The sequence below is a fragment of the Rhodocyclaceae bacterium genome, from assembly GCA_020248265.1.
In the GTDB taxonomy this organism is placed as follows: Bacteria; Pseudomonadota; Gammaproteobacteria; order Burkholderiales; family CAIKXV01; genus CAIKXV01.
This window is the reverse complement of the sequence record JADCHX010000004.1, coordinates 394,029-415,541: the sequence shown is the minus strand read 5'-3', so window position 1 is coordinate 415,541 and position 21,513 is coordinate 394,029. Positions and strand designations below refer to the sequence as shown.

The window sequence follows — 21,513 nt, the reverse complement described above, 5'->3', positions numbered from 1 at the left end:
GGCGCTGCTGCGCCGCCGCTCAGGCCTCGAGCAACTGCTGCAGCCGCGCATAGACCCCATCGCGAGCAAGCAGTTCAAGATGGGTCCCGCTCTCGACCAGGCGACCGCCTGACAGCACCAGGATGCGGTCTGCGCGCTCGATGGTCGATAGCCGGTGGGCGATCACCAGGGTGCTGCGCCCGTGCATCAGTTGCTCCAGGGCCGCCTGTACCTGCCGTTCGGATTCGGTATCGAGTGCAGACGTCGCCTCGTCCAGCACGAGTATCGGCGCGTCCTTCAGGAACGCGCGCGCGATCGCCAGCCGCTGGCGCTGCCCGCCCGACAGACGGATGCCGTTTTCACCCACCAGCGTGTCGTACCCGGCCTCCATGCGTTCGATGAACTCGTGCGCGCCGGCTGCCTTCGCCGCTGCCACCACTGCATCGCGCGAAGCGGCGATCATGTCGCCATAGGCGATATTGGCAGCGACGGAATCGTTGAACAGGGTGACGTCCTGGCTGACCAGCGCGATGTTCCTGCGCAGGCTGGCCAGCGTGAGCGAGGCACTGTCGCGCCCATCGAAGGTGATCCGGCCCCGCGTCGGCGAGTGAAAGCGGGGAATGAGGTTGGCGATGGTCGTCTTCCCGCTGCCCGATGTGCCGACCAGCGCGACGGTCTCGCCAGGTGCCACCGAGAACGTGATGTCATCGAGCGCCGGGGGCTGCCGTTCGTCGGTTGCCGCATATCGGAAGCCGACCGATTCGAACGAGAGCACACCAGCCATCCGTCCTGCGTCGACGGTGCCCGGATCGGGTTCGGGCAGAGTGTCGATGACCTCGAACACCGTCTGCGCCGCCGCCAGGCCCCGCTGCAGGTGCTCGTTGATGCTGGTGAGCCGCTTCAGGGGCGAGGTCAGCAGGAGCATCGCTGTGACGAAGGACATGAATGCGCCGACCGTTGTCTGGTCCTGCATCGCCCGGTTGGCCGCGATGTAGAGGACGATCGACACCGCGACCGCGGCGATCATCTGGACTACCGGCACGTTGGCCGCGGCGGCCGTCACGTGCTTCATCGTGTAGCGGCGCATGCGGTTGCTCACGTCGAAGAAGCGCCGACGTTCGAAGTCCTGCCCGCCGAATACCTTGACCACCTTCTGGTTCTCGACTGTTTCCTGCAGCACATGGGTAATGTCGCCCATCGAACGCTGCGCACCGAGGCTCGCCTCGCGCAGGCGACGGCTGACCAGGCGGACGATCCACGCGATCAGCGGGGCCATCGCGAACACGATCAGCGTCAGCTGCCAATCGATCCAGACCAGTACACAGAGCAGCGCGATAATGGTCACCCCGTCGCGCACCAGGATGGTGATGGCATCGGTCGCCGCCGTGGTCACCTGGGCCGCGTCGTAGGTCAGCCGCGAGATTACGTTGCCGCTGGCATGGCGCTCATAGAACGCGGCCGGCAGGCGTACCAGGTTGTCGAACATGCGGGTGCGCAGGTCGAGCACGACCCGACTTCCGACGTACTGGGTGCAGTAGGTGGCGAGGAAGGTGGCCACTCCGCGCACCGCGAACAACCCGATCAGCAGTATCGGGATCAGCGTGATCCACTTCGGGTCGCGTTCGACGAACGTGCCGTCGAGGATCGGCTTCATCACCAGCGGCAGCGTGGCTTCGCTTGCCGCGACGCCGACCATGCCGAGGATCGCACAGCCGAAGATCAGGGCGTGCGGCTTGACGAAGCCGAGCAGGCGGCGGTACAGCGCGACACTGTCGACAGGCGGCGAACCGGCAGAGGGATCCTTCGAAGAAGCCACGGCAGGGAGGATAGCCGATCGACCGGCCCCGGAGAGTCCCGCGGCAGGCGGGCAAGGGCCGCATTATGCTCCCCTGCCCGCCCTCGCGCGCCGACCGTCACTGAAAACGGTACGCCACCGTCGCCAGCGCCGTGCGGCCAGGCAGCGGATAGGCGTTGTATCGATCGGGCGTGGAGGCAGACACGGAACGGACGCCGTAGTTGAAATAGCTCCGATCGAACAGGTTGTTCACCGCCAGCGCGAACTGCCAGCTGCGCGCGTCCCATGCAGCGCGCAGGTCGACCAGCGTGTAGCCCGGGATACGTGCGGCTAGCGTATTGCCCTCGTCGTTGTCCATTACCGAGCTGGCCACCTTGCGCGCGCTGGCCGACAGGGTCAGTTCCGTCACCGGCTTCCAGGACGCACCCAGCGCGACCTGATGAGCAGGCACCAGTGGCACCGTACGCCCGGCAAGCGCGATGTTGGTCTGGTTGGACGGCGCAGTGCCGGGCAGCACGCCTTCGCGGAAGCGTGCCTGCGTCCAGGTATAGGCCAGGGTGAGGCGCAGGGTCGGTGCTGCCTTCCACCAACCGCCGAGCTCGGTGCCCTGCCGGCGCAGCGCCGGCAGGTTGGTGTTGCCGATGCCGGAGGTGAACGGGTCGAGCCGGATTTCGTCGTCGACGTCCAGCCGGTGCAGCGTGAGCCGCGCGCCGGCCGATGGCGTGATGTAGTCCAGCGCCACTTCGCCACCGGTGGCCACCTGCGGCCGCAGGAACTGGAACTCGTTGGTGAACGAGGCGTTGCTGCCGTAGATCTCGTCGATGTTGGCGAACCGGTAGCTGCGCCCGGCACGGCCCAGCGCCGACCAGGCACCCGACAGCGACTGGCGGACGCCGAGTTCCCACGCGTGCTGGTACAGCGTCTGGTTGCCAGCCGGCGCGGCCGAGCCGGACGCCCCGCCCGGCGCCGCCGGGTCGTGGAAGTCGGAGGCATCTGCCTTGTAGCGCTCGCGGCGCAGCCCGGCGGTGACAGTGGTGCCGGTGGCATCGAACGAGGCCGTGCTCGCGAGGTAGAACGCGGCATTGTCCTGCGCCGCCGCGACCGTGTTCGACGGGCGCACGATGTTGCTCTGGGAATTGCTGGAGGCCTGCCGGTAGTCCCAGCGATAGACATCGACGCCGACCGTGGTCGACAGGCGGGCCTCGCCGAGCGTGTTCACGAAGCGCATCCTGGGCGTGATCCCGAGCACCGACAGTTCCCGCTCCGAGTAGTTGGGAAAACCGCTGAAGTCGAAGTACGACGCCTGGTTCTTGTTGCGCCAGCCGACGCCGAGGTTGAACTCGCCGATGTCGAGCACCCGGTCGAAATCGAGGCTGGCGCGCGCACCGTCGCGTACCGCATAGTCGAGCGGCGTCGAGGTGCCACGCGGATTGGCCTCGAGCTGGTTCGTGCCGGCCGAAGGCTGCACCCGACGTGCGCCCGGAAGCCGATTGTTCTGTCGATCCATCGCCAGGCGCGCGGTGAGCGTGTTCGGGCCGTCGCGCCAGCGCAGGTCCGCCTGACCGATGTCCTGCGCATTGCTGCTGTTGGCGCGCCAGCCATCGCTCTCGAGGTGGGTCGCATACAGCCGCAGCGCGAGCGGGCCGCTGCCCAGGTTGCCGTTGAAGGCGACCGCACCGGTGGACAGGCTGCCGCCCTGCAGCGTCAGTTCGGCCGAGCGCTCGCCCGGCCGGGCCATGCGGGTGATCACGTTGATCACGCCAGCGCTGGCGCCGGCACCGTACAGCACGGCGCCGCTGCCGCGCAGGATCTCGACCCGCTCGATCGAGGTCAGCGGCAGCGTCGACCACGACACTGCGGACAGATCGGCGTCGTTCAGCGGTCGGCCATCGACCAGCACAAGCGTATTCTGCCCGGCAACCGATCCGAAGCCGCGCAGGTCGACGGTCGCACCCGATGCGCCACCGCCGTAGAGATCCCGCACGCTGATGCCGGGCTGCAGCGCCAGCAACTCGGGCAGCGTACGCGCCGGCGTCGTGGTGATCGCCTCGCGCGGGATCACGCTCAGGTTGACCGGCCGGTCGCCAGCCTGCTCCTCGAAGCGGGTGGCGGTGACCACCACTTCGCGCAGCGCGACCGGCGACAACTGCGCCGCCGCAGAGGGCGTCGAGCGCGCGGTGGCGGCCGGGTCAGTGGCGGGGACCATCTGGGCCATGACGTCCGCGACCGGGACGAGGCACAGCGCCACTGCCGACAACGCGGCAGCGTGGCGGGGGGTAGGGCTCTTCATGGACAGGCTCCTGGCAGCGGCGCGCCCTCCGCACGCCGGTATCCGGCAACAGGCTGATCCGGGCGTCCACCGTCGAACCGTACCGGCCAGGCGGGCGGATCAACGCTGCGCCAGGCCTCCAGGTCGACCGGTCGCCACCCGCAACGGTCTGCTGCTGACCACCGCCTGCACCGATGAAGGTTCGGGCAGCAGTCGACGCTCCTGGCCGGTCTCCGGGCTCGCAAGATTTGACCGGCCGCCTTCCCATGGTCATCCCACAGTGGCGCGTTGGCCTGTCCGCACTCGCTTACCGTTGCGGGGGCAGCACCGGCTTCATGGCAGACCACCTGGTCGACCACTCACCGGTTTCCCGTTTAACCCCGCCCTGGAAAAAGGCGAGGCACCTGAAACGCCCAGGCAGTATATACGGGCGCGCCGCTTGCGTCGCCGGGCGGTCGGGCCGGGCCGGCGGCGGCGTGCGCGGCTGGGCTGCTTTGACGCACGGCCGCCGATTACCTATAGTCGCAAGATGGATCTCGACCTCAAGGGCCTTGAAGAGCGCATCACGCAGCTCATCGAACTCAGCCGGCGGCTGCGCACCGAGAACGGCACGCTGCGCCAGCAGCTCGTGGTAGCGCACAACGAGAACAAGCAGCTTGGCGAACGCATCGAGGCCGCGCGAAGGCGCGTCGAGGCGCTGCTCGAGCGCGTGCCGCCAGCGCCAGTGCGTGACGAGGAGTGAGCCGTTGAACATCGAATCACAACCGGGTGCAGCGCATGAGTGAAGGGCGGCTTTCGGCCGATGGCAAGGCGCTCGAGGTCACGATCCTCGGTCGCGAATTCCGCATTGCCTGCCCGCCCGGCCAGGAACAGGAGTTGCTCGACGCCGTCACCTATGTCGACAACAAGATGCGCGACATCCGCGACGGCGCGAAGGTCATGGGCGCGGAACGCGTGGCGATCATGGCTGCGCTCAATATCGCGCATGAACACCTCACCACGCGCGTTGCCGGGCCGCTCGACGTGTCGGAACTGCGGCGCCGCGTCTCGGTGCTCAATGCCTCCCTCGACGAAGCATTGTCGGAGCAGGACAAGCTGTTCTAGTGGTGTAGTCTAAAGGCTGCGCAACGACGGCCGTTGCAACAGTTCAATCCCCTGCGGTGCCGTACGGATCGGAATCTCTTGAACCAATGCGGTAACTTCGGTTGCCGACCTACAGAGCGCTGTGTGCGCGTCCCACGTCGGACGTACCTGAGGTGCTCGGAAGGCAACCACTCTTGAACCTGATGGTTCAAGACTCGGGTTCGGATGGTATCCGCAGGGGTCCCCACATAAACCGCGCACGGAGCACAGCATCCTGCGCGAATGGATCCTCGACAGCCGGCCGGCAGCTGCAATGACCGAACCGTCCGACCGCCCCGACGACGCACTGCGTGCACTGTGTGCATTTCGCGGCTCGATCCTGCATTTCCTTGCCGATCCCGGCTCCGGACACGGCGGGTCCGAGTACTTCGAGGACGGCCTGCTGCTGGTCGAGGAGGGCCGGGTGCTGCGCACCGGGCCGGCCACCGCACTGCTGCCCACCCTGCCAGCCGGCACGCCGCTGGTCGACCACACCGGCTGCCTGCTGCTGCCCGGCTTCATCGACACCCATATCCACCATGCGCAGACCGACGTCATCGCCTCGGGTGGAAGCACGCTGCTCGACTGGCTGGAACGGCATACGTTCCCGGCCGAACGCCGGTTCGCCGATGCCGCACATGCACGATCCACCTCGGCGTTCTTCCTCGACGAGCTCGCGCGCAACGGAACCACGACAGCGCTGGTGTTCGGCACCGTGCACCGGACATCGATCGACGCACTGTTCGACGAGGCGTCCGCGCGCAACCTGCGACTGGTCGCCGGAAAGGCGATGATGGATCGCAACTGCCCGGACGACCTGCGCGACACCGCGCAATCGGCCTACGATGAATCGTCTGCACTGATCGAGCGCTGGCACGGCAGCGGCCGGCTCGGCTATGCGATCACGCCGCGCTTCGCCTGCACCTCGTCCGACGCGCAACTGGCGCTCGCCGGGCAACTGGCCGCCGAGCATCCGGACGTGCTGGTGCAGGGCCATGTGGCAGAAAACCTCGCCGAGGTCGCCTGGGTACGGTCGCTGTTCCCGAGCGCCCGCAGCTACCTCGACGTGTACGAAGGGCATGGCCTGCTGCGCCACTCGGTCTATGCGCACTGCATACACCTCGACACGGAAGACCGTCGACGCATGTCGCTGGCCCGGGCCGCGGTCGCGTTCTGCCCCACCTCCAATCTGTTCCTGGGCAGCGGGCTGTTCGACCTTGCCGCGGCCGATGCGGCCGGGGTGCAGGTGAGCATCGCCACCGATGTCGGCGGCGGCACCAGCTTCAGCATGCTGCGCACCCTTGCCGAAGCCTACAAGGTCGTGCGCATGACGGGCCAGGACCTGTCCGCGCATCGGGCGTTCTACTTCGCGACGCTCGGCGGCGCACGCGCCCTCGGGCTCGACGACCGGATCGGCAGCTTCCAGCCCGGCCGCGAGGCGGACTTCGTCGTGCTGGATCCGGCGGCGAGCACGCTCGGTGCACGGCGCGACGCGCTGACGCGCACGCTCGAGGAGCGGCTGTTCGCGCTGATGATGCTCGGCGACGACCGCAATGTGCGGCAGACCTACATCATGGGCGTGCCGGCGATCGCGTGACGTCGAAGTGGCGGCGACGAAGCCGGCCGTGCAGGGCGCGCGCTCGGCAGCGCCGACGACGGGCCAACTCGATATACTTTGCGCGGCACGCTCGGCACGCCGCCCTCAGCGCTCGTGCAAACCGCTCCTCCAGCAGAGAGTCCCGTTACACCCATGCGCCACTGGCTGATGAAGTCCGAACCCGATGTCTTCGGCATCGACCATCTCGCGAAGGAACCGGGGCGCACTGCCGCCTGGTGGGGCGTACGCAACTACCAGGCGCGCAACTTCATGCGCGACGACATGTCGGTCGGTGACCTCGCGTTCTTCTACCACTCGAGTTGCGCTGAGCCGGGCATCGTCGGCCTCATGAAGGTGGCGAAGAAAGCCTATCCGGATATCACCCAGTTCGATCCGGCCAGCGAGTACCATGACCCGAAGTCCATGCCCGAGGCGCCGCGCTGGATGAACGTCGACATGAAGCTGGTGAAGAAGACCCGGCTGGTTCCGCTGGCAGAACTGCGCGCGCATCCCGAACTCGCCAGCCTGCGCATCCTGCAGCGGGGCAACCGGCTGTCCATCACGCCGATCGAGCCGGCTGAATGGGCGTTCATCGCCGGGCTGATCGACCGGGGCGCCTGAACGATGTCCGCGCCGATCCCCGCGCCCCCGGTTTCGCCCGACCGGTTCAAGGCAGGCGCGGCGGTGGTGGCGGCGCTGTGCGCCGTGCTGGCCATCGTCGTGGTGGCGCTCTACTTCCGCGCGCTCGACAACCCGCTGGTGTTCGATGACCGCGCGCTGATGAACCCGCGCGTGCTCGCGCAGTATGCGCAGTCGATGTTCGCGTTCGACATGCGCTGGTTCTCCTATGTCACGCTCGGCTGGACATGGGCGCTGGCCGGCGACAGCCTGCCGGTCCATCGGTCGATCAATCTCGTGCTGCACTCGGCCACCTGCATCGCCCTCTTCATGCTGCTGCGCGCGGTATTCGAGCGGGTGCTGCTGCCAGCCAGGGAACCGGCTGGCCGCCTGCCCGGCATGACCGACTGGTCGGACGACGCGCCCTGCTGGTATGCCTTCGCCGGCGCGCTGCTGTTCGCCGTGCATCCGGTCTCGGTGTATGGCGTCGCCTACCTGGTGCAGCGAAGCATCGTGATGGCGACGCTGTTCTCGATCCTGTCGCTGCTGTGCTTCCTGCGCGGCATGGAGGGCGGACGGGTTGCCTGGTACCTGGCCGCGGCGCTGTGCTACTTCGTTGCGCTGTTCTCGAAGGAACACGCCGTGATGCTGCCGGCCGTCGCGATGGCGCTGGCGGTGCTGGTCGATGGCGGGCGCGCCGATCGTGGCGCGGACCCCTACAGCGGCCAGCCGACGAGCCAGCGCACCTTCGGACAGTCGCTCGCCGCGCTGCTGCCCCTGCTGCGTTCACTGTGGCTGCCGATCCTGCTCTATTCAGCGATCGCCCTGTTCGTGATCGCGCGCACGCGTGGCATCTTCGGTGCCCCGTACGAGCCGTTCGTGGCCGAGATGCTGGCCGAGGTCGACAGTGGGCGTCCGCAGTTGTCGCTCGAGAACGTGTATCCGCTGTCGGTACTCACACAGCTCTGGCTGTTCTTCGGCTACCTCGGCACCTGGCTGCTGCCCAATCCAGCCTGGATGTCGATCGACCTGCGGCCCGGATTCGCGCGCACGCTCACCGAGGTGCCCCAGTTGCTGGGAGTGCCGCTCGCCATAGGCTACGCCGCGCTTGCGACCTGGATGCTGCTCGCCGGGCGCACGCTGCGCCTGCTCGGGTTCGCGCTGCTCGCCCCGTTGCTGCTGTTCAGCACCGAGCTGTCCACGGTGCGGCTGCAGGAGCCGATGGTGCTGTACCGCAGCTACCTGTGGATGTTCGCGCTGCCGGCCGCACTGCCGCTGCTCGGCCACCTGCTGCCGACGCGCGCTGCACTCGGCGTACTGCTGGTCGCCGCCGTCGTGCTCTGCTTCCCCGCATCGAACAGGCTCGCCAGCTTCGAGACGCCGCTGCGCCTGTGGGACGATGCAGTGAAGAAGCTGGACGAACCCTGGCAGCTCGGCGCCGAACGTCCGTTCATCGTGCGCGGCCTCGAGCAGTTGCGGCTCGGACGTGCGCGCGAGGCCCTGGCCGACTTCCAGCGGGCAATCGCCATCGCGCCGGGCGAGTTCAGCGCGAACCTCAACGCCGGCGTCGCGCTGATGCAGCTGGGCCAGCCGGAGGAGGCGCTCGGCTACTACCGCCGCGCCTTCGAGCTCAGGCCGAAGAGCGGCGAGCCAGCGGCCAACGCGTCGGCCGCCCTGCTGGCGCTAGGCGACGTGCGCGCCGCAGCCGAAGCAGCGCAACAGGCGACCACGCTCGATCCGAAGAGCGCGATCGGCTGGACCAACCTCGGGCTGGCCCGACTGCGCATGGGCCAGGCGGAGCCGGCGCGCGAAGCGATCGAGCGTAGCCTGACACTGCGTCCGGACGATGCCGGCACGCTTGCCGCCCGGGCAACGCTGTCGATGGCCGCGAAGCAGCCGGACCGGGCAATGGCCGACCTGCAGCGCGCGGTCACAGCCAACCCGCGATCGTCCTCCGCGTTCTACAACCGCGGCACGCTGTACGCGCAGATGGGCGACCTCGACGCCGCGCTGCGCGACTTCAGCCGCGCGATCGAGCTAGATCCCGGTTCGCGCGAGGCTTTGGCCAACCGCGCGACGGCGCTGTTCCTCAAGGGCAGCAACGACGCAGCACTGGCCGACCTGAACCGGCTGGTCGCGCTGGACCCGGGCAATCCGCGGGCGCTCGCCACCCGTGCCCAGGGCCTGGCGCGCAGCGGCCGGCAGGCCGAGTCCCTGGTCGACGTCGAAGCGGCGCTGAAACTGAGCGAGCGCAATGGCGAACTCTGGATGATGCGCGGGCTGCTGCTCGGCGGGCTGCAGCGGCCTGCCGATGCGAAGGAGAGCTTCAGGAACGCCTGCTCGCTCGGCGTGCGCGAGGCCTGCTCGCGCTGAGCGCCGGCCGGCAGGCGGTCAGGCCGCCCTGCCCGGTCAGACGATGCCGTCGCGCTTCAGCCGTTCGATCTCTTCGGCCGACATCGACAGCCGCTTCGCCAGCACCTCGGCGGTATGCTGGCCGAGCGTCGGCGGCGGCACCTCGTAGGCGATCGGCGTGGCCGAGAAGCGCATCGGGCTCGCCACCATCGGCACCGTGCCGGCGGTGGGATGCGGCACGTCGATACGCATGCCGCGCGCGATGACCTGCGGTTCCTCGAACACCTGCTTCAGGTCGTTGATCGGGCCGTTGGGCACGCCAGCGCCCTCCAGCGCCGCCACCCAATCCTTAGTGCTGCGCCGGGCGAACACCGCATCCAGGGTCTCGGTGAGCGCCGCGCGGTTCTCGACCCGCTTGCCGTTGGTCGCGAAGCGCGCATCGATCGCCAGTTCACCGCAGCCGGCGACCTCGCAGAACTTGCGGAACAGGTTGTCGTTGCCGCAGGCGAGGATGATCGCGCCATCGGACGTGCGGAACGTCTGGTAGGGCACGATGTTCGGGTGGGTGTTGCCCAGCCGTGCCGGCGCCTCGCCGGTGGCGAGGTAGTTCATGCCCTGGTTCGACAGGAAAGCGACCTGGGTGTCGAGCAGGGCCATGTCGATGTACTGGCCGCGGCCGCTGACCGCTCGGTGCGCGATCGCCGCGCACACTGCGATCGACGCATACATGCCGGTCATGATGTCGACGATCGGCACGCCGACGCGCTGCGGGCCACCGCCGGGCAGGTCGTCGCGCTCGCCGGTGACGCTCATCAGGCCGCCCATGCCCTGGGCCATGAAGTCGTAGCCCGGACGGTCCTTGTAAGGGCCGGTCTGGCCGAAGCCGGTGATCGAGCAGTAGATCAGGCCCGGGTTCTCCTTCGACAGATCGTCGTAACCCAGCCCGTAGCGGGCGAGGTCGCCGACCTTGTAGTTCTCGAGCAGCACGTCCGACTGCGCGGCGAGCCGGCGCACGATCTGCTGCGCCTCGGGCTTCGACAGGTCGAGCGTCACCGACTGCTTGCCGCGGTTCGCGCAGACGAAGTACGCCGCCTCGGCGGTATCGTTGCCAGCCGCGTCCTTGATCCACGGCGGCCCGAACGCGCGCGAGTCGTCACCCTTGCCTGGTCGCTCGACCTTGGTCACTTCGGCGCCGAGGTCGGCGAGGTTCTGCCCGCACCACGGGCCGGCGAGCACGCGGGTGAGGTCGAGGACACGGATATGCGACAACGGACCAGCCAAGGGAGCCTCCAGACAAGGATTCGGGATCGAACGGATTCGAGCCGGCCGGATGGTAGCACCGCAGGAGATCCGGGTCTGACCCTGGGGTCTGACCCTGGGGTCAGACCCCAGGGTCAGGTCGCGGACTGGGTGATGGCTTCGGCGAAGTGGGTGGCGAAGCGGGCGCGGTCGAGCAGCAGGCTGGCGGCGAGTCGTTCGCGCCGGCGCAGCCGGACGGCGGGATCGGCTCGGGCGATGCGTGCCGCGTGCAGGGCAGCAGCGACGTACCCGTCTGGGTCGGTGGCGCAGTCCTGTGGACACCCTGCGGCTGCGAGCAGGCTCGCCCCGACACGGCTGGCATGCCGGTCACCGGCCAGCGACACCACCGGCACGCCCATCCAGAGCGCCTCGCAGGTGGTGGTGGTGCCGTGATAGGGGAAGGTGTCGAGCGCGACATCGATGCCGCCGTACCGCGCAAGATGACCGGCAACATCGGTATCGCGCGGCAGGAAGCGTAACCGCTCCGGATCGATGCCGCGCGCGGCGACGGCCTGCTGCAGCCGCGTCTGTACACCGGGCTGCTCGAGGCTACCGGCCTTCAGCACGAGCAGCGAATCGGGCTCTGCCGCGAGTACTGCCGTCCAGAGGTCGAGGGTGGTTGCAGAGATCTTCTGCAGGTTGTTGAACGACCCGAACACGATCGGACCACCGCTACCGTCCGCCCGGCGCGCCTCGACCGGCGGTGCATCGGGCGGCGGCTCGTAACAGACGAAGCAGCCGGGGATGCGCAGCAGCCGCTCGCTCGCCAGTGCCTGCACGGTGTCATCGTCCGGATCGGTGATCGCGTCGACCAGCCGTACGTCGATCGCCGGCAGCCCGGTAGTGTTCGGATACCCGAGCCAGGTCGCCTGCGTCGGCGCGGCGCGACGGGCGAAAAGCCCCAGCCGCTGGCCCGCACTGTGGCCTGACAGGTCAATCAGCAGGTCGATACGGTCGTCCCGCACCTGGCGCGCGGCGGCGTCGTCGTCGAGTGTGTCGATCGGATGCCAGCCGGCACTCGCCGCACGCAGACGCTGCGTCATGGCATCGGCCTTCGCCGAGCTCGAATAGCAGTGAATCTCGAACCGGGCGCGGTCGGTCGCCTCCAGCAGCGGCAGCAGGAACCAGGCGACCGAATGGGTACGCAGGTCGGCCGATACGAAGCCGATGCGCAGCGGCGCGCGGGCGGGCGAGGGTGCCACGGGCGGCGCGTTGGCCGCCGAGGGCGTCACTGTCCGTCCGTTCGACCCGCCCTTGCGCGCCGGCTGCCCTGGCTGCGGCACACGCTCGCCGGCCACCACCGGCGCGAACGCCCGATGCTCGCGAGCGATGTCTGTAGCCGGGATCGAATCCGAATAGTTGAGCGAATACAGCAGGTTCTGTGCGGCCTCTACATGGCCAGGGTCGAGCCGCAGCACCTGCCGGAAGGTGTCGATCGCGGCGTCCACCTGCCCGAGCTGCAACTGCTGGTTGGCCAGGTTGTAGCGGATCTCGGCGCTGTCCGGGTCGAGTGCCGCCGCGCGCGCGAACGCGTCCAGCGCCTCATCGAGCCGGCCCAGATCGTGCAGCGCGTTACCCCGTCCGTTATGCAGCGACGCGACGCCGTCATGGCCAGGCAGGATGGACTCGAAGCACTGCAGCGCATTCGCGGCGCGGCCCTGCGTGACCAGCAGGCTGCCGAGGTTCTGCGCCGAGGGCAGGTGGCCGGGCGCAGCCTGCAGCACCTCGCGCCACGCCGCCTCCGCCGCCACGGGCTGGCCATCGAGGCGTAGCAGATTGCCGAGGTTGAACCGCGACTCGACAAGCCCCGGCTGCAACGCAAGCGCCTGCCGGAACGCAGCCAGCGCCGCCGTCGTGTCGCCAGCAGCATGGCAGACCACGCCCAGTTCATGCCGCAGGTACGCATCGCCGGGAGCGAGCCGGACGGCGCGCGCAAGGCTGGCCACCGCATCCTTGTGCTTGCCGCTGGCCGACAGCGCGAGCCCGAGGTTCGAATGGGCATCGGGAATGTCGGGCCTGAGTGCGACTGCCTTCTTCAACGGCACCAGTGCATCGCGCGGTGCACCGCTGTTAAGACAGGCGAGGCCGAGGTTGATCAGCACATCGGGCCGGCGGCCATCGATCTGCTGAGCCTGCTCGAGCAGTGTCCTTGCATCCGACCACCAGCCTGACTGGATCGCGCGCAACGCCTGCGCGAGCAGTTCACCGACCGGGTCCGGACTCATGTCGTGATTCTGGATGAAAAAACGGGCACCCGAAGGTGCCCGTTCTCAAACGCTTCTTTTCGCTTGTGGCGATCAGAACGTGTGGGCGATACCGACACCCAGGATGTCCGCGTCCATGCCACGCAGCGCGCCGCCCGAGATGCCGAGGCCAGCCGAGCCAGCGAAGTTGGTACGACCGTTGTTGTCGTTGTCCAGCTTCACGTAGAACGCGTAGAGTTCCGTCCGCTTCGACAGCAGGTAGCCGTAGTTGGCGCTGACGATCTTCGCGCCAGTGTCGGTACCCGAGCCGTTGAACACAGCGACGCCGCCGATGGCGGTCGAACCACCACCAATGCCGCCGACCCCGCCTTTCGTGTCGTTGGCTTGCTGGTACTGCAAGCGGAAACGATGGTTGCCCATCGAGTACGCGCCGCCGATCAACCAGTTGTCGCGCTTCAGATCGCCAGCGGTGGCGGTAGCGTATTTGAAGTTGCTGTACGAGCCCTGAAGCAGGAACGGGCCGCTGGTCCAGCTGGCCGACAGAACCATCGACGAGTCGTCGAGGCCGACACCACGGAACTCTTGATGCTGCTGCCAGCCGAGGCCGACGGCGAACGGACCACCGCGGTACGTACCGGCCAGGCTGTACAGTTGCGGGTTCACACCAGCGGCGGCGCCGGCGGCGGTCGTCAGCGCACGGCCTTCGTTGGCGCCGTACTGGGCCGACACCGAGAATCCACCGAAGCTCGGCGAATCGTAGTTCACCGAGTTCGCGACGCGGCGGCTGAATGCCGTGTTGTTGCCAGCGCCCGAGCTGATGAACGGATCACCGCCGGAGGTGTCGCCGTTGTTCATGATCGCGTTGATGCCCTGCGGACCGGTCAGGCCAGCACGCATCGTGGCGGTGTTGTTGATGCCCATGACGCGCTTGTACGGGGAGTCCATGATACCCACGTACGCGCGACCGAAGCCGCCGGACAGGCCGAGGAACGTGTTGCGCGCGCCCCAGGTCTGGGAGGTGCCGGTGCCGTCGCCGCCAGCGCCTTGCTCGACCTGCCAGATGGTCGACAGGCCGCCACCGAGGGACTCGGTGCCGCGGAAGCCGATGAAGAACACGCCCGGGCTGCTGACGGCGTTCGTGCGATTGCGATTCGGATTGCCGTTCGCGCCGTCGGCCTTCAGCGTGAACACTTCCATCTGCAGGCTGCCGTAGATGGTGACGTTGGCCGGAGCGGTCTGCGCGAACGCGACCGGAGCTGCGAAGGCCGACACGACTGCCGCCGCAAGAAGTTTCTTTTTCACAGTAAGAGCCTCCTGAAAAGCTTCGAAGTGGTGGATGCCGACGCCTTAAGGTTCGCCGCCACCCAGACTTCCCAGAACTGAGAAGTGTCGGCATTTTGCCGACTGAACCGGCGCGATCACAACTTCGGTGTGCATTCGGAGCGCATCTGACAGCCCGGATGTTGCTTAAACACAACACGCGACCTCCGGACCGCCGGCATGGTGGCCGCCGCTCGTTGGGTATCATCGAAGGCTATCGACAGGGGAGGATGGACATGGACACCAGGCGCGAAATCACACTGATCCCGGGCGATGGCATCGGCCCGGAAGTCACGGCATCCGCGCGGGCCATCGTCGAGGCCAGCGGCGCCCAGTTCGACTGGGATGTCCAGCCGGCCGGACTCGCCGCCCAGGCGTCCGGCCTGCCCGCCCTCGGCCCGGCGGTATTCGCTTCCATCGGCAGGACTGGCCTGGCCCTGAAGGGGCCGACCGGCACGCCGTTCGGCACGCCTTACCGCATCGAGGTCGGCGCGCACCGGATGAATCCGACAGCCGAGCCCCGGGTTTACCCGAGCGTCGCGATCGCGCTGCGCAAGGAGTTCGACCTGTACATGAACCTGCGGCCGATCCGCAGCTTCCCGGCCGTGCCGTCGCGCTACCAGGACGTCGATCTGCTGATTTTTCGCGAGAACAGCGAAGACCTGTATCTCGGGCGCGAGCGCATGGTCGACGACGACACCGCCGAGGCGATCAAGACGATCACCCGCGGCGCGACCACCCGGGCAGCGAAGTTCGCCTGCGAGACGATGATGCGGCTCGGGCGGAAGAAGCTGGCGGTGGCGCACAAGTCGAACGTGCTCAAGCTGACCGACGGCCTCTTCCTGCGCGCCGCGATGGATGTCGCCGCCGGCTACCCGCAGATCGAGGCACGCGACCGGGTGATCGACGCGCTGTGCATGGAACTGGTGCTGGCGCCGGAGCGCTACGATTGCCTGCTGCTGGCGAACCTGTACGGAGACATCGTCTCCGACCTCGGCGCCGGGCTGGTCGGCGGGCTGGGCATGGCACCGGGCGCGAACATCGGCGAGCAGTGCGCGATCTTCGAAGCCGTGCACGGCACCGCGCCGGATATCGCCGGGCGCGACATCGCCAACCCGATGGCGATGATCCTGTCGGCGACGATGCTGCTCAAGCACGTGGGCGAACTGGACGCGGCGGCGCGCATCGAGCGCGCGCTGACCTCGGTTCTCGAGCGGCGCGACCGGGTCACAAGCGACCTGGGCGGTGGCGCGGGCGGCGGCACACGGGCGATGACCCAGGCGATCATCGAAGCGATGAACTAGATGGCAGTCCGGGTCTGACCCTGGGGTCTGACCCCGGGGTCTGACCCCGCCAGGCCTGGCGCAGCAGCGCCGACAGCTCAGACGCGAACGCGGTCTCGTCCATCGTGCGCGATCGACAACCCGGGGCGCAGCGGTGAGGCAGCCGATCGCATCGTCGAGGTTGCCCAGCATGTACTCGACCACGCAGAGCCGCTGCAGCAGCGCGGCATCGCGGCCGCCATGTCGCGATAGGCTGCAGCCGCGGCGGCCACTTCGCCGATCTGCATCATCCAGCGCGGATCGGGCTCTGTTTGTCGGGAATTCGCCAACGGTCGGATGTTAATCTCTGCGGTGAACATTCCCGCATGCAAGAGACGGCGCCGCGCCGCCCGCCCCGAAGGAGGAAGAACATGCCCAGCCCCGCTCCCCGCATCGTGTTCGTCGGCGCAGGCGCGATCGGCGGTTACGCCGGCGCATTGCTGAAGAAGGCCAGCCACGACGTGACGCTGGTCGACGGCTGGCCGGAACACGTCGAGAAGATCCGCCGCGACGGCTTCGCAATCGACGGCATGACGCCGGAAGAGTCGGTGGTGGTGCCGGTGGAAGCCCTCCACATCTGCGACGTGCCTCAGCTGTCGAAGCGGCCGCCTTTCGACATCGCGGTGATCGCAATGAAGTCCTACGACACCGAGTGGGCGGCGCACCTGATCAAGCCGTACGTCGCGCCCGGCGGCTACTTCGTGTCGATGCAGAACTCGATCAACGAGGAACGCCTGGCTGGCGTGGTCGGCTGGGGGAAGACGGTCGGCTGCTGCGTGAGCCTGCTCGCCGCGGAACTCGACGGGCCGGGCCATGTGCAACGGCACATCCATCTCGGCGGCGAGAAGCACACCGTCTACCGGATCGGGGAAGTGCACGGGCGGATCACGCCGCGGGTCGAACAGTTCGCCGCGCTGATGCGCGCGGCCGACAGCGCGAAGGCCACCACCAACCTGTGGGGCGAGCGCTGGTCGAAGCTGATCATCAACGTGATGCGCAACGGGCTGTGCGCAGCCACCGGGCTCGGCGGCAACGGCCGCGACCTCGCGCAGCAGACGCGCCGCATCTCGATCAAGCTGGGCTCGGAGGCGGTACGCGTCGGACAGGCGCTCGGCTATTCGATCTCCCCACAGCAGGGGCTGGAGCCGGAGACCCTGGCCCTGGCCGGCGAAGGCCACGCCGATGCGCTGACCGAGATCGAGAACGTGCTGATCGAACTCGCCGGCCGGCGCGGCGACGGACAGCGTCCGTCGATGGCGCAGGACATGCACAAGGGCCGGCGCACCGAGATCGACTACCTGAACGGGATGATCGCTGCCGAGGGCGCGAAGATCGGCGTGCAGGCGCCGGTCAATGCGCGGCTGACCGAGCTGGTCGGACGGGTAGAGCGTGGGGAGTTCACGCCGTCGCCGGGGCTGGTGGCTGACTGGAAAGTGATCGGGTAGTTACGCGGAAAGGCGGTTTTCCCGAGGCGTCTGGTAGGTCGCAAGCGGCGAGAATTCGTCGCATGGACGGGCGCTTGCGATGAGGGAGGATCGGTGGATAATCTAATATTGGAGTACCTGCGCGAGTTCCGTGGAACGATGGACAGAATGGCATTTGACCTGTCGAACCTCAAGGCTCGTGCTTCGAATCATGACGTACGGACGGCAACCACCGAACTCGAGGTTGCGCATCTGAATGAACGTCACGATCGATTTGATCGGCAATTGAATCGTCTGGAACGACGACTTGGACTCCGGGATGCCGACGACTGACGCGTCGAGCGAAAGGACGGGCCGCATGACTGACCAGGAATGGAAGACTGCACTTGAGATCGTCCTCGACATCCGGGAGACGATGGCGCGCATGAAGGCCGACATCGCGGACATCGCATGCACGTTCGATCGGATGGAAGCGCGCATGGACCGCAGGGAGGCCCGCATGGCCGCCATGGGCATCCGCGCCCCGCAGGGGTCCGGCCTGCCCCGCTCGACAACCGTCGAGTAACCCGTAGGAATCAGTGGTTTTCCGGCCAGGCTTTCTGTCTGGTTCCCGAGCACGATCAGAGGTCTTGCGATGACTGAAATGAATCCAGCCATGACAGACCTCGTACTCGAGCACCTGCGGGCGATCCGCGCCGACATCCGTTCGACGCACGAGCGACTCGACACGCTCACGCTGCGCGTGTCTTCGCTGGAACACAACGTCGCCTCGCTCCATGGCGACATGGCGCACATGTCCGCACGCATCGACCACATCGACCGGCGCCTCGACCGGATCGAACAGCGCTTGGAACTGTCCGACGCTCCGGCCTGAAACGGAACTCGCCCGCGCAGCGGCGGGCGCGGACCCTGCTACTTCGCCGCCAGCGACTCCGGATTCAGCACGTGCTGCGGCTTGCCGTTCGCGAACGCCACCAGGTTGTCGAACGCGGCCGCGAAGTACATCTCGTAGGTGGACTGCTCGACATAACCCAGGTGCGGCGTGGCGACCACGTTGTCCATCTTCAGCAGCGGATGGGCGGCGCCATACACCGGCTCGTCCTCGAATACGTCGACCGCAGCGAAGCCGGGACGGCCCGCAGTCAGCGCAGCCTCGAGCGCGCCGGCTGCAACCAGCGGCGCGCGGCTGGTGTTCACGAACAGCGCGGTCGGCTTCATCATCGCCAGGTCGGCGGCGGTGACGATGCCGCGCGTCTCCGGGTTGAGCGGGATGTGGATCGACAGCACGTCGGACTGCGAGAACAGCGCCTCGCGCGAGGCCGCGGCCTCGAAGCCATCGGCCTTCGCCCTTTCCAGCGAGGCACCGCGGCCCCAGCAGATCACCTTCATGCCGAAGGCCGCGCCGGCCTTCGCCACCAGGCTGCCGATCTTGCCGTAGGCGTAGATGCCGAGCGTCTTGCCATGCACCCCGACGCCGACGGTCGACTGCCATTGCCCGGCGCGCAGGGCCGCGACTTCCTGCGGGATGCTGCGCAGCGAGGCAAAGATCAGGCCCCAGGCCAGTTCGGCCGGGGCGTAGGGCGAGCCGACGCCGGCAGCCACCACCGCGACGCCGCGCTTCGTGCAGGCATCCATGTCGATGTGCGCGACGTTCTTGCCGGTCTGTGCGATCACCTTCAGCTTCGGCATCCGGTCGAGGTGGGCCTGGGTGAACGGTGCGCGCTGCTGGATCAGCAGCAGGGCTTCGGCCTGCTCGATGCCGGCCGGCAGCTTCGCCGGGTCCTTGATGGTCTCGGTGCACACGGTCACGTCGTGCCCGGCGAGCTTCGACCAGGCGGCGAGTTTCGGCGTGGCGGACTGGTAGTCGTCGGCGATGAAGATCTTCATGCAAGCTCCTGGGTGACGTGTGCGGGCGCGGCGCGCGGTCGGGCCCGCGGTCGGGCCACGATCGGGGCCACGGTCGCGGGCAATCACGGATTATGCCAGCGCCCGGCATCCGTCCGCCCTGTGGCGAGCGGCTATGATCGGCGTCCCGACAGCATCCACCGGCTCCGACTGCCCATGAAGATCGCCATTCCGCACGACCACCAGGACCTGGTGCGCAGCCTTGGCTGCTTTTCGAAGTTCGCCGGCCATGAGGTCAGCGTGTTCACCGATTCGCCGACGGAACCGGCGGCCCTGGCGGCACAGCTGGCCGGAGCAGAGGCACTGGTGCTGATCCGCGAACGCACGCCGGTGTCGGCGGCGCTGATCGAGCGGCTGCCCTCGCTGCGGATGGTGAGCCAGCTCGCACGCACCACCCACCACATCGACGTCGCCGCCTGCACCGCGCGCGGCATCGCGATCGCCACCGGCAACAGCAAGTCGCCGGTGTCGCCGGCGGAGCATACCTTCGCGCTGATCCTCGCCGCGGCGCGTTCGATCCCGCTCGAGGCCGGCCGCATGCAGCGCGGCGAAGAGCCGACCACGCTCGGCTTCACGATGCGCGGCAAGACACTCGCCCTGCTCGGCTTCGGCACCATCGGCGAGCTGGTCGCGCAGATGGGCCGCGGCTTCGGCATGCGCGTGGTCACCCATGGCCGGGCCGGCTCGCGCGAGCGCGCGGCCGCAGCCGGCGTCGAGTTCATCGAGGACCGTGCGCGATTCTTCCGCGAGGCCGACGTGCTGTCGCTGCACCTGCGCCTGACGCCGGAGACGAAGCACTCGGTGACCGCGGCCGACCTGGCGCTGATGAAGCCGCGGTCGCTGCTGGCGAACACCGCACGCGCGGAGCTGATCGCGCCGGGCGTCCTGGTGGCGGCGCTGCAGGCCGGGCGTCCCGGCTACGCAGGCCTGGACGTGTTCGAGCACGAGCCGGTGCCGGTCGACCATCCGCTGCTGAAGATGGACAACGTGGTGTGCACGCCGCACTACGGCTGGGCAACGCACGAGACCTACGAGCAGTACTTCGGCGAGGCGTTCGACAACGTGGTCGCCTTCGCCGAGGGGCGGCCAACCGGCATCTTCAATCCCGAGGTGCTCGCACGATGATGCGCTGATCGGAGCCGCGCCCCGGGCCCTGGCACGGTGGCGGGCCCGCCCCCGCACCGCGTTTCTTGGTATGGTTGGCATCCAGTTCCGAAGCGCCCGGCGCCCGCGCGGTTCCCGCAGGGGCGCAACACGCAGAGGCCACCCGAAGAGGCGGCCCGACGAGGCAGCAGTCGGAACCTCCCGGAGGAGAATACCGATGTCTTCATCGATCCAGCGATCGATCGTGCCGGCCGCGCTCGCGCTGCTTGTGGCGGCTGGCAGCACCTGGGCGCAAGGACAGTATCCGTCCCGCCCGATCCGCATCATCGTACCGTTCGCCGCTGGCGGCCCTACCGACTTCAACGCCCGGCTGGTCAGCCAGCGGCTGAACGAGGCCTGGGGCCAGCCGGTGCTCGTCGAGAACCGGCCGGCGGCCGGTGGCGTCCCGGCCACCGAGTTCGTCGCCAAGGCGCCACCCGACGGCTACACGCTGCTCGGCGCCAATCCCGGGCCGCTGACCGTCGCGCCGCATATCCGCAGCAACCTCGGCTACGACCCGATGAAGGACCTGCTGCCGATCGTACTGGTGACCACGACCACGAGCGCCGTCGTCGTACACCCACTGGTGCCGGCACGCTCGGTCAAGGAACTCATCGCGCTGGCACGGAAGAACCCGGGCAAGCTCAGCTTCGGTTCGCCGGGGGTGGGTACCGTGGGCCACCTGACGATGGAACTGTTCAACTCGATGGCCGGGCTGAAGATGGTGCATGTGCCCTACAAGGGCGTCGCGCCGGCGCAGGTCGACCTGCTCGCCGGCCATATCGACGTGATCACCATGTCGATCCCGAATGCGCTCGACTTCATGAAGCAGGGCCGGGTGCGCACGCTCGGCGTCAACGGCCTGCAGCGCTCGCCAAGCCTGCCTGACACGCCGACGGTCGCCGAGGCCGGGCTGGCAGGCTTCGAGTCGCGCAACTTCAACGGCATCATGGGGCCGGCAGGCATGGCCCGCGACCAGGTGCTGCGCATCAATGCCGAAGTGAACAAGCGGGTGCTTTCGCCGGAGGGTCGGGAACAGCTGGCGGCCGTGGGCTACGACGTCGCCGGCGGATCACCGGAGGACTTCGGCGCGTTCCTGAAACGCGAGTTCGAGAAATGGGGCCGCGTCGTGCGCACGGCCAACGTCAAGGCAGAGTTCTGAAC

The 21,513-nt window shown here is 68.0% G+C and carries 17 protein-coding genes and 1 riboswitch; of the genes, 11 read left to right on the top strand and 6 right to left on the bottom strand.

Annotated features, from left to right (window positions below):
• Nucleotides 1–19: 19 nt before the first annotated feature.
• Nucleotides 20–1,795, bottom strand: coding sequence for a lipid A export permease/ATP-binding protein MsbA (gene msbA / locus ING98_05645; protein MCA3101337.1), 1,776 nt, complete (start codon nucleotides 1,793–1,795; stop codon nucleotides 20–22).
• Between the two features lie 97 nt (nucleotides 1,796–1,892).
• Nucleotides 1,893–4,064, bottom strand: a complete 2,172-nt coding sequence (locus ING98_05640; GenBank protein ID MCA3101336.1) for a TonB-dependent receptor — start codon at nucleotides 4,062–4,064, stop codon at nucleotides 1,893–1,895.
• A 185-nt stretch (nucleotides 4,065–4,249) separates the two neighbouring features.
• Nucleotides 4,250–4,466, bottom strand: a riboswitch (cobalamin riboswitch).
• Between the two features lie 106 nt (nucleotides 4,467–4,572).
• Here ING98_05640 and ING98_05635 point away from each other — a divergent pair.
• The 5 genes from ING98_05635 to ING98_05615 all read left to right on the top strand — a co-directional run bounded on the left by ING98_05635 (nucleotide 4,573) and on the right by ING98_05615 (nucleotide 9,753).
• Complete coding sequence (locus ING98_05635) at nucleotides 4,573–4,785, top strand: hypothetical protein (protein ID MCA3101335.1); 213 nt, start codon at nucleotides 4,573–4,575, stop codon at nucleotides 4,783–4,785.
• Nucleotides 4,786–4,820: 35 nt separating this feature from the next.
• A complete protein-coding gene (locus ING98_05630) occupies nucleotides 4,821–5,147 on the top strand; it encodes a cell division protein ZapA (GenBank protein ID MCA3101334.1) in 327 nt (108 codons plus the stop codon).
• A 292-nt stretch (nucleotides 5,148–5,439) separates the two neighbouring features.
• Entirely contained in the window at nucleotides 5,440–6,762 is a 1,323-nt protein-coding gene (gene guaD, locus ING98_05625; GenBank protein ID MCA3101333.1) for a guanine deaminase, read from the top strand.
• 153 nt (nucleotides 6,763–6,915) lie between these two features.
• Nucleotides 6,916–7,383, top strand: a complete 468-nt coding sequence (locus tag ING98_05620) for an EVE domain-containing protein (protein ID MCA3101332.1) — start codon at nucleotides 6,916–6,918, stop codon at nucleotides 7,381–7,383.
• Between the two features lie 3 nt (nucleotides 7,384–7,386).
• Complete coding sequence (locus ING98_05615; GenBank protein ID MCA3101331.1) at nucleotides 7,387–9,753, top strand: tetratricopeptide repeat protein; 2,367 nt, start codon at nucleotides 7,387–7,389, stop codon at nucleotides 9,751–9,753.
• Between the two features lie 36 nt (nucleotides 9,754–9,789).
• On the opposite strand, the gene ING98_05610 is transcribed toward ING98_05615, so the two are convergent.
• The 3 genes from ING98_05610 to ING98_05600 form a co-directional block, all read right to left on the bottom strand.
• The gene (locus ING98_05610) at nucleotides 9,790–11,001 is read right to left on the bottom strand and encodes a CoA transferase (protein ID MCA3101330.1); all 1,212 of its coding nucleotides are present in this window, start codon (nucleotides 10,999–11,001) and stop codon (nucleotides 9,790–9,792) included.
• 125 nt (nucleotides 11,002–11,126) lie between these two features.
• Nucleotides 11,127–13,256 carry a tetratricopeptide repeat protein gene (locus ING98_05605; protein ID MCA3101329.1) on the bottom strand — a complete coding sequence of 710 codons (2,130 nt, stop codon included), beginning with the start codon at nucleotides 13,254–13,256 and terminating at the stop codon, nucleotides 11,127–11,129.
• 72 nt (nucleotides 13,257–13,328) lie between these two features.
• Nucleotides 13,329–14,537, bottom strand: a complete 1,209-nt coding sequence (locus ING98_05600; protein MCA3101328.1) for a porin — start codon at nucleotides 14,535–14,537, stop codon at nucleotides 13,329–13,331.
• A 254-nt stretch (nucleotides 14,538–14,791) separates the two neighbouring features.
• Here ING98_05600 and ING98_05595 point away from each other — a divergent pair, with 254 nt between their 5' ends.
• The 4 genes from ING98_05595 to ING98_05580 all read left to right on the top strand — a co-directional run bounded on the left by ING98_05595 (nucleotide 14,792) and on the right by ING98_05580 (nucleotide 18,175).
• Nucleotides 14,792–15,859 (top strand): isocitrate/isopropylmalate dehydrogenase family protein, encoded by a 1,068-nt coding sequence (locus ING98_05595; protein MCA3101327.1) that lies wholly within the window; start codon nucleotides 14,792–14,794, stop codon nucleotides 15,857–15,859.
• Between the two features lie 389 nt (nucleotides 15,860–16,248).
• Nucleotides 16,249–17,322 carry a 2-dehydropantoate 2-reductase gene (locus ING98_05590; protein ID MCA3101326.1) on the top strand — a complete coding sequence of 358 codons (1,074 nt, stop codon included), beginning with the start codon at nucleotides 16,249–16,251 and terminating at the stop codon, nucleotides 17,320–17,322.
• A 337-nt stretch (nucleotides 17,323–17,659) separates the two neighbouring features.
• The gene (locus ING98_05585; protein MCA3101325.1) at nucleotides 17,660–17,866 is read left to right on the top strand and encodes a hypothetical protein; all 207 of its coding nucleotides are present in this window, start codon (nucleotides 17,660–17,662) and stop codon (nucleotides 17,864–17,866) included.
• A 90-nt stretch (nucleotides 17,867–17,956) separates the two neighbouring features.
• Nucleotides 17,957–18,175 carry a hypothetical protein gene (locus ING98_05580; protein ID MCA3101324.1) on the top strand — a complete coding sequence of 73 codons (219 nt, stop codon included), beginning with the start codon at nucleotides 17,957–17,959 and terminating at the stop codon, nucleotides 18,173–18,175.
• A gap of 38 nt (nucleotides 18,176–18,213) precedes the next feature.
• Here the strand turns inward: ING98_05580 and ING98_05575 are convergent, their stop codons facing one another.
• The gene (locus tag ING98_05575; protein MCA3101323.1) at nucleotides 18,214–19,188 is read right to left on the bottom strand and encodes a D-2-hydroxyacid dehydrogenase family protein; all 975 of its coding nucleotides are present in this window, start codon (nucleotides 19,186–19,188) and stop codon (nucleotides 18,214–18,216) included.
• Between the two features lie 174 nt (nucleotides 19,189–19,362).
• Here ING98_05575 and ING98_05570 point away from each other — a divergent pair, with 174 nt between their 5' ends.
• Both ING98_05570 and ING98_05565 read left to right on the top strand, forming a co-directional pair.
• Nucleotides 19,363–20,331: a D-2-hydroxyacid dehydrogenase family protein gene (locus ING98_05570; GenBank protein MCA3101322.1), complete on the top strand. Its 969-nt coding sequence runs from the start codon at nucleotides 19,363–19,365 to the stop codon at nucleotides 20,329–20,331.
• Nucleotides 20,332–20,527: 196 nt separating this feature from the next.
• Nucleotides 20,528–21,511: a tripartite tricarboxylate transporter substrate binding protein gene (locus ING98_05565; protein ID MCA3101321.1), complete on the top strand. Its 984-nt coding sequence runs from the start codon at nucleotides 20,528–20,530 to the stop codon at nucleotides 21,509–21,511.
• The last annotated feature ends 2 nt before the right edge of the window (nucleotides 21,512–21,513 follow it).